This is a genomic window from Virgifigura deserti, from assembly GCA_003576685.1.
Taxonomy (GTDB): Bacteria; Pseudomonadota; Alphaproteobacteria; order Dongiales; family Dongiaceae; genus Virgifigura; species Virgifigura deserti.
Window position 1 is genome coordinate 374,937 of the sequence record QOZR01000001.1, and the last position, 12,477, is coordinate 387,413.

9 protein-coding genes are annotated in these 12,477 nt (G+C 64.9%); 4 read left to right on the forward strand and 5 right to left on the reverse strand.

Annotated elements, in window-relative coordinates; genetic code table 11:
* Positions 1-2 precede the first annotated feature (2 nt).
* A complete protein-coding gene (locus DT069_RS01885; RefSeq protein ID WP_119458552.1) occupies positions 3-968 on the forward strand; it encodes a hypothetical protein in 966 nt (321 codons plus the stop codon).
* Positions 969-1,056: 88 nt separating this feature from the next.
* Here DT069_RS01885 and spt read toward each other — a convergent pair whose 3' ends face one another.
* From spt to DT069_RS01910, 5 genes are all read right to left on the reverse strand, one after another.
* Positions 1,057-2,274: a serine palmitoyltransferase gene (gene spt, locus DT069_RS01890; protein ID WP_119458553.1), complete on the reverse strand. Its 1,218-nt coding sequence runs from the start codon at positions 2,272-2,274 to the stop codon at positions 1,057-1,059.
* 4 nt (positions 2,275-2,278) lie between these two features.
* Complete coding sequence (locus tag DT069_RS01895; protein ID WP_119458554.1) at positions 2,279-2,530, reverse strand: acyl carrier protein; 252 nt, start codon at positions 2,528-2,530, stop codon at positions 2,279-2,281.
* 147 nt (positions 2,531-2,677) lie between these two features.
* Complete coding sequence (locus DT069_RS01900) at positions 2,678-3,622, reverse strand: NAD-dependent epimerase/dehydratase family protein (RefSeq protein WP_119458555.1); 945 nt, start codon at positions 3,620-3,622, stop codon at positions 2,678-2,680.
* 2 nt (positions 3,623-3,624) lie between these two features.
* Positions 3,625-5,412, reverse strand: a complete 1,788-nt coding sequence (locus DT069_RS01905) for a fatty acyl-AMP ligase (protein WP_119458556.1) — start codon at positions 5,410-5,412, stop codon at positions 3,625-3,627.
* Between the two features lie 136 nt (positions 5,413-5,548).
* The gene (locus tag DT069_RS01910) at positions 5,549-7,264 is read right to left on the reverse strand and encodes an ABC transporter ATP-binding protein (RefSeq protein ID WP_425449936.1); all 1,716 of its coding nucleotides are present in this window, start codon (positions 7,262-7,264) and stop codon (positions 5,549-5,551) included.
* 387 nt (positions 7,265-7,651) lie between these two features.
* Here DT069_RS01910 and DT069_RS01915 point away from each other — a divergent pair, with 387 nt between their 5' ends.
* From DT069_RS01915 to DT069_RS01925, 3 genes are all read left to right on the forward strand, one after another.
* Entirely contained in the window at positions 7,652-10,432 is a 2,781-nt protein-coding gene (locus DT069_RS01915) for an AMP-binding protein (protein WP_162912920.1), read from the forward strand.
* A gap of 123 nt (positions 10,433-10,555) precedes the next feature.
* Positions 10,556-11,689 (forward strand): mitochondrial fission ELM1 family protein, encoded by a 1,134-nt coding sequence (locus tag DT069_RS01920; RefSeq protein ID WP_119458558.1) that lies wholly within the window; start codon positions 10,556-10,558, stop codon positions 11,687-11,689.
* Positions 11,671-12,387, forward strand: coding sequence for an acylneuraminate cytidylyltransferase family protein (locus DT069_RS01925; protein WP_119458559.1), 717 nt, complete (start codon positions 11,671-11,673; stop codon positions 12,385-12,387). The genes DT069_RS01920 and DT069_RS01925 overlap by 19 nt, the downstream gene beginning before the upstream one ends.
* Positions 12,388-12,477: the final 90 nt, after the last annotated feature.

Genomic DNA, 12,477 nt, shown 5'->3' on the forward strand with positions numbered 1-12,477 from the left:
CGATGCGCGCGGCCACGCAACTTGTCGAGGACTGGATCGCGGAGGAGACGCAGCGCCCGATCGACCCCTCGATCCTGACGGTCGTCGAGGCGATCCGCCGCCGCCACGGCTCCAGCGTGGCGGCTGTGCTGTTCTACGGCTCCTGCCTGCGGCAGAGCCGAAGCGCCGATGCGCCTCAAGAGGCGATCCTGGATTTCTATCTTCTGGTGGATCGTTATCGCGACGCCTATGGCCAGTGGCTGCCGGCGCTCGCGAATGCGCTTCTGCCCCCAAACGTGTTCTACGTCGAAGTGCCAGTTGGAAATCGCGTGCTGCGCGCAAAATACGCGATCATGTCGCTACGGCAATTCCGGCAGGGGACGTCTCGCCGAAGCTTTCAATCCTCGCTGTGGGCGCGCTTTGCCCAGCCGGCGCGATTGGCCTATGCGCGGGATCCGGGCGCCCGAGCGGCGGCTGTCGAGGCTCTTGCGGCGGCCGTGATCACGATGGTGGGGCGCGCGGTTCCGCTCCTCGGGCGCGACTTCAGCGCGGCCGATCTGTGGATGCGCGGTTTCCAGGAAACCTACAAGGCGGAGCTGCGACCGGAAGGGCCGGACCGGGCGCGGCTGATCTACGAGCGCGATGCCGAACGCTATGACCGTCTGACGCCCTGGGCGCTGACGGCGGGAGGCTATGGCTGGACGGCGCGCCCCGATGGCGGCCTGCAGCTCGACCCGGACCTCTCCGCGGCAGGTCGACGGCGGCTGCGCCGTTTGTGGCGCGTCCGGCGCACCGTCGGCAAGCTGCTGAACCTGCTTCGGCTCATCAAGGGGATCTTCACCTTCGACGGCGGTATGGACTACATCCTCTGGAAGATCGAACGGCACTCCGGGGTGCGGGCGACGGCGACGCCATGGCAGCGGCGTCATCCGCTCCTCTCGTCGCCGATGCTGGCTTGGCGGCTCTACCGGAAGGGAGCCTTTCGCTGACGCATGTCAGCGGGAAGAAACAAATGGAAAGGGCTGCCGTTCCGATCGGAAACGGCAGCCCTGATCATGGGCCTATCCGTCGAGAAGCTTAGCCGAAGGCGACCTTCGCCGGCGTCTCGAGGAGGCCTGTATTGAACGCGATCTCCGTGAGCGTTTCGGTGATCGTCTCCAGCTGCTCGCGGCTGTGGGCCGCGCACACGCTGCACCGGAGCAAGGCCGAATTGTTCGGCGTCGCCGGCGGGAGCGCCAAGTTCACATAGATACCGGCCTCGAGCAGGGCATGCCACATCTCGATCGCCTGTTCGGGGCTCGGCAAGTGGACCGCCACGACCGGACCCTTCTGCACGCCCAGTTCGAACCCGTTTCGCGCCAGACCGTCATACAAAGTGTCGACATTGGTCCAGAGCTTGGTCCGAAGCTCTGGCCGCGCCCGCATCACCTTGAGCGCCGCGAGCACCGAGGCGACGATCGACGGCGGCAGCGAGGCGGTGAACATATAGGGGCGGCAAGCGACCCGGAGCACGTCGAAATCGGGATGGCTCGACACGCAGAAGCCGCCGATGGCGCCGAGGCTCTTGCTGAAGGTTCCGACGACGAAGTCGACGTCCGATTGAACGTCGGCCTCTTCGACGAGACCGCGGCCCGTCGCGCCCAGCACGCCCATGGAATGGGCCTCGTCGACCACGAGATAGGCGCCATGCTTACGCTTCACTGCGGCGATCTCCGCCAGAGGCGCCTGGTCGCCCAGCATGCTGTAGATGCCTTCGACGATGATGATCTTGTTGCCGTCGGTGCCGGCCAGGCGCTGCAGGCGCTTGTCCAGATCCCTTGCATCATTGTGCTTGAACCGGATCACCGTGGCGCTGCCGAGCCGGCAGGCGTCGTAGATGCTCGCATGGCAATCGGCGTCGATGATCAGATAGTCCTGCGGTCCGGCAAGGGTCGAAATGATGCCGAGATTCGCCTGATAACCAGTGGTGAAGACCATCGCGTGGTCATAACCGTAGAATTCGGCGAGCCCGCGCTCCAGATCGGTGTGGCCCGCGTATGAACCATTGGCGATGCGCGAGCCGGTCGTGCCCGTTCCAAAGGCCGCGAGCGCGGCATGCGCCGCGTCGATGCTGTCCGCATCGAAGGTCAGGCCGAGATAGTTGTTGGTGCCGGCGAGAATGGTCCGCCGTCCGCCGATCATGGCCTCGGTCGGCGACAGCACCCGATCCATCCGAATGCCGAAAGGGTCCGCGCCGCAGGACTTTACCGAGGCGTGGGAGCGGATGAGTGGCTTAAATCGATCAAACAGGCTCATGATATCAGGCGTCCTCTCTAATCTTCTGAATCGTCGCGGTGAGGTCGCCCACCGTTTGGATTTCTGGAACTAGGTTCAACGGGATCGAAATATCGAACTTCTCCTCCAGCTCCATCATCAGGTCCATGACCGCGAGAGAATCGAGATTAAGGTCGCGCGTGATATCCGTCTCCGTCGTGATGGGAGCGGCGCTCTTCCTATAAGAATCCAGCATCCTGGAAATTTCGTTAAACGTCTCGTCTCTAACGCTTGCCATAGCCGTCTCTGCCGAAGCCGGTATTCCGAACCCGGACGCCTGCCTGACCGGACTTCTGCGCGAGGACCTCGCCGTTCCGGCTGTCGCTAATGTAGATATTTGCTATGTAATGGGAAGCGTTGTGAAATAACAAATTGTAACGTTATGTTACAGCCAGCCCTGCTGCCGATACCAGCCGATTGTACCGGCAAAACCCTGCTTTAGGGAGACGGCAGGACTCCAGCCGGTACGGTTACCGAATACTTGATCATGGCAGACCCAGTCGCTATGACAAATCTCCCGAACCTTGTCGGCGGTCAGGATCGGCACCCGGCCCGACAGTCGGGCGAGGAGGCCGTTTGTCGCCGCCACCGCATGCAGCAACGGTCGCGGCACGCGGATGGTGCGCGGGGTCGTGCCGAGGTGAGCGGCGGCGGTCTCGATCAGCTCGCGCCAGGAATAGCCGCCGGGTCGACCATCGTCGATCTCGTGGGTGGCGCCGACCTCTCCGGCCTGAGACAGCAGCACCGCAACGGCCGAACTCAGATCCTGCACGTGCAGCAGCGAGAGCCTGGCCTTATCGGAGCCGAGCAAGGGTGCGACGCCCTTGGCTACTGCACGGAAGAAGGCGAGGGTTTCCCGATCACCAGGGCCGTAGATCGCGGGCGGGCGGATGATCGTCCAGGCCAGGTCCGCGATCTCGGCCAGGGCCGTCTCGCCGGCCCGCTTGCTTGCGGCATAGGACGATAGCGTCGGCTCGCGCGCTGCCAGAGTGGAGATCAGGATGAAGCGGGGCGGGGACGGCTGTCCGGCCGCCACCTTCGCGAGTCGTGCGACGCCCGCCGCATTCGTCGCAAAGAAGTCGGCGCGGCTCCGTGCCTTGATCAACCCCGCCGCATGGACGACCGCGTCGACATCTTCCACCAGTTCCCGAAGGCTCCCCTCGTCGTCGAGGGCGCCGATCACGGCCTCGACGGGCATTCTGCCGAAATGGGGATGCACAGGCAATTGGCGGGCCAAGATCCGAACGGTCCATCCGTCGGCACCCAGTCGTTGAACCAGGTGGCCGCCGATGAACCCGGTGGCCCCTGTTACTGCGACCGTGCGCGTCATGGTCAGTTTCCGGCGGTTGCGGACGGAATGGCGCGATCAGGGTCCGGAAGCGCGTCGTCCTCGGCGTCCGGCACCGGATAGACGCCGTTCAGGAAATTTTCCTTGGCCCGCGAGCGACTCAGCTTGCCCGACGATGTCTGGGGCAGGCTGTGCGGCGGAATCAGGACAACCCGGCACTCGACCGCGGCCGTGCGCTGTAGCGTACCCTGGATTTCCTGCCGCAGGTTAGCCCGCGCGGCGGCGTCGGTCAGCCGGCATTGGACGAGGAGAACAACCTCCTCCCGACTGTCCGCGTTCGTGCCCTCTATCGAGAACGCGGCCGCGTCGCCTCTGCGTAGGCCGGGGAGGGTTTCGGCCGCCCATTCCAGGTCTTGAGGCCAGATGTTGCGGCCATTAATGATGATCAGGTCCTTGCTCCGACCGGTGATGACCAGCGCACCATCGATCATGTAGCCGAGATCGCCCGTATTGAGCCAGCCGTCCGCGCCGAGCACCTCCGCGGTCGCAGCCGGATTATCGAAATAGCCGGCCATGACGCTTGGCCCCTTGACGAAAATCCGACCCAGACGCCGGTCCGGCAGCACCTGACCCGTTTCGTCACGAATCTCGGCCTTGTGGTCGGGGAGGGGGCGCCCGCAAATGACGAAGGTGCGAGCATTTTCCCTATCGGCGGCAATAGGCTCCGCGCGATGGTCGTCGGCGAGACGCCGGCGATCGATCGAGTCGACCTGAATGCCCTGATCGACGGGCGAGAAGCTGACCGCAAGCGTCGTTTCCGCCATTCCATAGCTCGGCGTGAACGCGGTCCGGCGGAAACCGTGCGGCTCGAAGGCGTCCGCGAAGGCGCTCAGAATTTGCGGCTGGATCATATCGCCGCCGATGCCGGCGGCCCGCCAGGGGGCAAGATCCAGGGAGACCCCACTGCCGTCGCGCAGCCGGCGCGCGCACAGGTCATAGCCGAAGCTCGGGCTATAGGACAAGGTGCCGCCGTTCCGGGACAGCAGGGACAACCACATCAGCGGACGACGGGCAAAGTCCCGCGTGGCGAGATAATCCACGGACATCTGCGTCGTCAGCGGGGTCAGCATGAATCCGACGAGGCCCATGTCGTGATAGAGCGGAAGCCACGACGTGCCGCGGTCGCCAGGGCGGACGTCGAGCCCGTGATGCACGATCGCGTGGCAGTTGCTCATCAGCGCGCGCTGCGGAACGTCCACGCCAAGCGGGAAGCGGGTGCTTCCCGAGGAATATTGCAGATAGCTTCGGTCATCAGGCCCGAATGGGCGAAGGTCCACGCGGTCCTGGGGCAGGTCGTAGAAATCAGCCGCCCCTCCAATCAGGCCGACATCAAGATCGGCCGCCGCCTCCTGCAGATATTTCAGGAATCCTTCCGGCGCCATGGCCGCAACGGCGCCGGAACCGGAAAGCTGGCGGCGCAGCGTGGCGACATAGGCGTCGCGCCCACCCAGGCCGGCTGGCAGCGCGACTGGTACCGGCAGAATGCTCGCATACTGGCAGGCCAGGAACAGGACCATGAAATCCGGATCGGTATCGGCGATCAGCAGCAGCCGGGCGCCGCGCGGCAGGCCGGCACGGATCAACCCGCGCGCCGTGGCAACGGCGCGCTCGCGCAGCTCCGCATAGGGCAGCGTCGCGACGAGATCGCCGCGCGCGGCGTAGAAATTGAGACCGGCCTTGCCACGAGCAGCGTAGTCGAGGGCCTCTGGCAGGCTGCTGAAGTCGGCGCGTCGGAGCGGCAGGGTCTCGCTGGTCGTCGGAGTAGGGTCCATGGGCTCGTCAGTCGGTTTTTGTCGTCGCGTCTTCAGGCGCAACCGGAGAACGGGAGCGCGGCGGGCATTCTCGCGCCTCTTAGCAAATAAGACATTTACCGACAAGCTGATCGGGTAAGTTGATCGGGGGTGTCGCTCAGGAGAAGAGACTCTCCCCCGACGCTCCCTGCAACTCGGTGATGCGCCCTTGGTGAAGGTGATAGACGCGATCAGCCGCCCGGACCCAGGCTGGCTGGTGCGAAATCGCCAGGATCGTCAGGCCAATGCGGGCGGAGAATTCCTTCAAATTACGGCAAATTGCGGCTTCCGTTTCTGGATCAAGGGCACTCGTCGCCTCATCGAGAATCAGCAGAGTCGGTTCGTGGATGAGCGCGCGGGCGACGGCGATCCGCTGACGCTGGCCGCCCGACAGCAGCGTTCCCCGCTCGCCTACCACGCTGTCCATGCCATCCGGCAACTGCTGAATGAAGCCCCAGGCGCCAGCCGCCTCGAGGGCTGCCTCGACGTCCTGGCGCGAAAACTCGGCCTCGCCCAGAGTGACGTTGGCCATGATGCTGTCGTGGAACAGGATGACCTCCTGCGGAACATAGCCGACCATGTTCCGCCAAGCGAAGATGTCGGCCTCTGCAAGGGGCGTGTCGTCGATCCGGATCTCGCCGGATTCCGGCTGGTACAGGCCGAGGAGCAGGTCCGCGATCGTTGTCTTTCCCCCACCGGAGGACCCGGTAACGGCCGTGATCTTTCCCGCGGGGATGCTGAGGGAAACGCGATCCAGGACCTGCTTGCTGCCGAAGGCGAACGAGACGTCCTCGAAGACGCAGCTGCGCTCGAGCGTCGGAACGGTCGTGCCGTAGAAGACTTCCTTCTCCTTCTCCGCCTCCTGGATCGTGTCGTGCATGGCCCAATAGGCGCTCTCCGACAGATTTGCGATCTGATAGGCCTGCTGCCCCTTTCCGATGATCGCGACCGTGCGGACGAGGAGATAGCCCATCACGACAAGCTGAGCCAAAGGCATCGCGAGATAGGTAACGGCGGAGAAAAACGCGATCGCCAGGAAGACTGCGAGGATCGGTTCCTGCAGATTGCGGGTCGCCTGGCGGCTGAATACCTGACGGCGCAGCGCATCGTTCAGATCGCGGGCGTCGGCGGCGAAGAGCTTTCCCAGCCGGACATGTCGGGCCATCGCCTTCAGCGGCTTGATTCCAACCAGCGTGTCGCTCAGCCGAGTGACTAGAGTCTGGGTGCGCCTGGTCTGTTGCCGGCCAGCCTTCCGCGACATGCGGACCAGACGGTTCAACGACAGGACGATCACCACGCCAATCAGCAGGGAAAGGACACTGAGCTGCCACGAGACGAGCAGGGCGAGAAACAGATAGATCACGGCTTGAATGATGAGTGTGATCAGGGTGGCGACGGACAGATAAGCCTCCGATGCCCGTGCCGCCTCGCTGCTGATCGCGTTGGCGAAACGGCCGATCGGCTGTCGCGCGAAATAGCCCCAGCGGACGTCCAGCAGGGTTCGGACCAGTGAGAGGCGAAGTCCGGTCGCAACTTCGGCGACGGTATACCCGACGTAATTCATCGCGATGAGCGTCAGTCCCGCCTTCAACCAGAGCCCGCCGACCACGATCATCAGCAGCATGCCGAGGTCGGCCGACAACCCGAGCGCATCGAGGCCGTCGATGATGACCCGGTTGATCGCCGAATCGCCTCCCTGAGCCTCACCGGTCGAGATTGCCAGCACCGGTAGGAGGCTGGCGAGGCCGACGCCTTCAGCGATGCCAGCGAGCAGCAGGCACAGAACGACGGTCGCCTGGCGCGAGATCGAGGTGGCGAAGAAGATTCGGAACACGCCGAAGGGTCGGTGCGGGCGGCGCGATTTGGAAGATGAGGTAGTGGTCATTCGCGACGAAGAGCCCGTGCGCGGCGGAGCGCAGTCGCTGGAGAGTGGGAGAAATCCGGCGCCGAGCGGCACTTCGCCGCACGGCCCGGTTGTATGTATCGTTCCAAAGCAGCCCTCCGCGGACGTCCTCTGCACCGAACAAACCGACGCGCACAATGTGCGTCCGCCCGCGGTATCGGATAGAGCGGTATCGGATAGAATCGGCTTTTTCTATGGCGCATTCCCGGGAGCGTCAAGAGTATGGTTTACGCTGTGGTTCTCCGCGACCGGGATTGGGCTGTCCACGACAACCGATTGAATCCTCGTTCACGGCTCCAATATCCAAGGCAGTCCAGGATGACCGCTGAGGAGATGGTCATGCCGTCCGAGACGATCCTTCCCGGTGCATCCGCCGACGGAACGCGATCGGACGATGCGCAACGCCGCGAGCAGCGGACGCTGAAATCCTTCGTCGACGCATTCTCCGATCATGCCGATCGACCGGCCCTGATCGCGCTCCGCGACGGCACCCAGGGAAGCACACCGGAGAGCGTACAGGAGACCTGGAGCTTCGGCGACCTGCAGCGGACAATCGGGCAGCTTGCCGCCGGACTGAACCGCGCCGGCCTTGGCGCGGGAGAGACGGTGGCGCTGCTGGCCCCGAATCGGCCGGAATGGGTCGTTGCCTATTTCGCGATCGTGTTGGCCGGTGGCATTGCCGTTCCCATCGATCCGTTGATGAGCGACGGCGATCTTGCCCGTGTCCTGCGGCACAGCGGTTGCCGCCGCATCTTCACAACCTCCGGCCACGTCTCCCGCCTTCGAAGCGTCGAAGAGGGGCAGTCGTTGCATATCCTGTTGCTCGACGAGGAACCGGGCGAGGCGCCGGGGCTCGCCGGTTGGCGGCGTCTGCTCGCCGCGGAGCCTGCCGGCCTCCCGGATCTTCAGCCGGATCGGTCTGCCTCGCTGCTTTACACCTCGGGCACGACGGGGGCGCCGAAGGGCGTTCCCCTGTCGCATGCGAACCTGCTCGCGAACGTCGAGGCCTTGGTGATCGAACGGCTGGCACGACCGGAGGATCGTGTGCTGCTGCCCCTGCCGCTGCACCATGTCTATCCTTTCACGGTCGGCTTGCTGACACCGCTCGCGATCGGCGCTGCCGTGGTGATGCCGGCCGGAATGACCGGGCCGCAGATCCTTCAGGCGCTGCGGGTGTCCGAGGCGACTATCATGATCGCCGTGCCGCGCCTGCTGTCGGCGGTCCTGACCGGGATCGAGGCGAAGGCGGCAGGCCGCGGCGGCGTGCAGGCCCGTCTGTTCCGGGGGCTGCTCGCGCTCTCCCGATCGCTGCATCGATGGTTCGGCTGGCGCCTGGGGCGGCGGCTCTTCCGCCGCCTGCATGCCGAGCTCAGCCCGAATCTTCATCTTCTGGCGTCGGGTGGCGCCCGGCTCGATCCGGAGGTAGAGGCGACGCTCGGCGCGCTCGGTTGGGAGGTGCTGACCGGCTATGGCCTGACGGAGACGGCCCCCATCCTGACGTTCAACCCACCCGGACGCGCCCGTGTCGGCAGCGCCGGCCTGCCGGTTCCCGGCGTGGAGCTTCGGATCGACCCGGTGGAAGGAAGTGCGCCAGGACAATCCGATGGCGAGGTTGTGGTGCGCGGTCCGAACGTGTTCGCAGGCTATTACGACAATCCGACGGCGACGGAGGCCGCCTTCACCCGGGACGGCTGGTTCCGCACGGGCGATCTCGGCTATCGCGACCGCGACGGGTATCTCTACCTGGTCGGCCGCGTCAAGGAAGTCCTGGTTCTGGCAAGCGGGAAGAACATCCTCCCGGACGAAATCGAGAAGGCCTATCTCGAGAGCCCGTACCTGAAGGACATCGGCATTCTCGAGCGGAAAGGGCAACTGGCCGCGCTGATCGTTCCGGATATGGATGCGGTTCGGGCGCGCGGGGCCGGCGGGCTCGAAACATTGCTGCGCGACGAAATCGAGGCGATCTCGTCGCGACTGCCGTCCTATCAGCGGCTGTCGGGCTATGCCGTCACCACCGAGCCTCTGCCGCGGACGCCGATCGGCAAGCTGCGCCGGCACCTTCTGCCGGAGATGTTCGACGAAGCCGCCAAGGGGCGCCGGGCGCCCGCGTCGACGGAGTTGTCGGAAGCCGACAAGTCGCTGCTCCAGTCGCCCCTCGGCAAGGCCGTGTGGGACTGGCTGGGGACGCGGTTTCCGGATCGCACGCTGACCCTCGATACCAGCCCCCAGCTCGATCTGGGCATGGATTCACTGGAATGGGTGAGCCTCGGCCTCGAAATGCAGGGGCGGTTCGGCATCGAGTTGACGGAGGATGCAATTGCCCGCGTGGTCACGCTGCGCGACCTGCTGCAGGAGATTCAGAACGCCAAGACTATTTCTCCCGGCGATGCGGCCGCCGGCGACACACCCCCGCTGACGCCTCAACAGGCGCGCTGGTTGGAACCGCTGGGTCCCGTGTTATCGCTGCTCAGTTTCCTCATCTACGGGCTGAACTGGGCCGTCATGCGGGTTCTGTTCCGCCTTCGGGTCCATGGGACCGATCGGCTGCCGCAGGCGGGAGCTGTCCTGTTCACTCCCAATCATGCCAGCTATCTCGACCCCCTGGTCCTGGCGGCGGCGTTGCCCTGGCGATTGCTTGGCCGGACCTACTGGGCCGGCGCCGTAGAGGTGATGTTTCCCAATCCGATCATGCGGTTCTTCAGTCGCATCACCCACGTCTTTCCGGTGGATGCCTATCGCGGCGCCAATAGGAGCCTGACCTACGGCGTGCGAGTCCTCTCGGACGGAAAATGCCTCGTCTGGTTTCCCGAGGGGCGGCGAAGCCCGAAGGGGGAACTGTTGCCGTTCCTGCCGGGTGTCGGCGTCATCGCGGAGAAGACGAAGCCGCAGATCATCCCCGTCTGGATCGATGGCACGTTCGAGGCCTTGCCCGTAAACCGCCGCCTGCCGCGGCTGCGACCTGTCCGAGTCAGCTTCGGCCGGCCTCTAACGCTGGATGGATTGGCCGGCGAGGGGACGGGGAAGGACGAGGCAAGCCGTGTTGCGAACGCTCTGCATGCGGTGGTGGGGGCGCTCGGCGGCAAGACGGGTAGGGAGTAATCTATCCGTGCGGCCGGCCGCCTCCACGCAAACCCGAACCGGTCTGGATCGGAAGCCGGTCGGAAAGCTATAACCACACACGCCCCTAACACTCTCGTGACTTTTAAAAAGCATTATGGCGGGATGAAACCGACCACGGACCAGAATGCGAGACATGACACGGGCTGCGAGGCGCCGCGTGTCTGGGTCCTGACCGGCGGCAAGGCTGGCGACAATGCGCAGTGCGTCGCCGTTGCGCAGGCACTGAACTGGCCCTTCACGGTAAAGCGCCTGAAATACACAGGGCTCTACCGGCTGTGGAACACGATCTTGGGTGCGTCCCTGATCAGTCTCGATCGTCAGCACAGCGATCCGCTGGCGCCGCCCTGGCCGGACTTGGTGATCGCGGCGGGACGACGCAGTGTCCCCGTGGCGCGCTGGATCCGCCGGCAGGCGGGGGGGCGGACGCGCCTGGTTCAGATCGGCCGGCCGCGGGCGCCTTATCGATTGTTCGACCTGATCGTGACAACGCCCCAGTACGGGTTGCCGGAGCGTGACAATATTCTGCATCTCCTCACGCCCGTGACGTCGCCGCGGCCGGCGGAAGCGGCGGAACGGCTATTCGGCGAAGCGAAGCTGCAGCCGGTGCCGAGGCCCTGGATAGCGGTTTTGGTCGGTGGCGATGCACGGCCTTACCAATTCGACCCGGACAGCGCCAGTCGGCTGGGTTCTGCCGCCAGCGATATCGCGGCCCGGCACGGCGGCAGCCTGCTTGTCAGCACGAGTCGTCGCACATCGACAGAAAGCGCCGATGCGCTCGCCGCTGCGTTGCACGTTCCGCATTATTTCCACCGCTTCGGGGAACCGCAGAACCCCTATACCGCCTTTCTGGCGTTGGCCGACGCGTTCATCGTCACTGCGGATAGTGCGTCGATGCTGGCTGATGTCTGCGCGACGGGCAGGCCTGTATTTCTCTTCGATGTGCCGTGCAACCTGGATGTCAGGGCACGCGGGACGCAAATAGCGATGAGACTGCTCGGATCCTGGCGCGAGCGGTTGCAGGATTGGGGCGTCTGCTGTGGACTTCGTGAGCTCGGAAGAATGCATGCGCGGCTTCTGGCAAGCGGACGCCTGCGGCGGCTTGAGGCCGGTGCGGCCGACATCGACCTCAGCAAGAATGACTTGCCGCCGATCTGCAGCTTAGCGCCGGTGGTGGACCGGGTTCGCGCGCTGCTTGCCGCCGAGGAAAGGGAACGGCAATGGCCTGGCAGGGGCTGAGCGTTCTGGCGGTGATTCCCGCGCGCGGCGGCAGTAAGGGCATTCCCCGCAAGAACCTGTGTCAAGTTGGTGGGGTATCGCTGGTTGGTCGGGCTGCCCAGCTCGCAGCGGCGCTTCCTTGGATCGATCAGGCGGTGCTGTCGACCGACGATCCGGAGATCGCCGACGAAGGCCGCCGGCACGGCGTGGATGCGCCGTTCCTGCGCCCAGCCGAGCTGGCCAGCGACATGGCGACCGGCGCCAGCGCCTGGCGGCACGCGTGGCTCGCCAGCGAGGCGTATTATGGGCGCCGCTTCGAGCTGTCGGTGCTGCTGCAGCCGACCAGTCCGCTGCGGCGCCCCGAAGAGGTCGAGCGGACACTGGCGGCAATGGTGGAGGGAGGACATCAGGCGGCAACCACGATCAGTAAGGTGCCTGGGCATTTCGCGCCGCAGAAGCTGTTGACCTTGGATGCCGCGGGGCGGGTCGCCTTCCATCACCCGGAGGGCAGCCGCCATTCGAACCGCCAGTCGATTCCGGATTACTACTACCGCAACGGCCTGTGTTACGCGGTGCGGCGTGAAACCCTCGTGGATCGCGGATTGATCGTCGAGGAAGACTGCCTGGGGGTTGTCATCGACCACTACGTCGCCAATATCGATGAGCCGATTGAACTCGTCATCGCCGAGTGCCTGATGTGCTGCGGCGACGATTCGTGAACGGCCGCGACCCTTTTTGACGGAATCCATGTTAGGCTGTATTTGAGTGGCTGCCCGCTCGGCCGGCTGCTTGTGTCGAACCTGCATCGA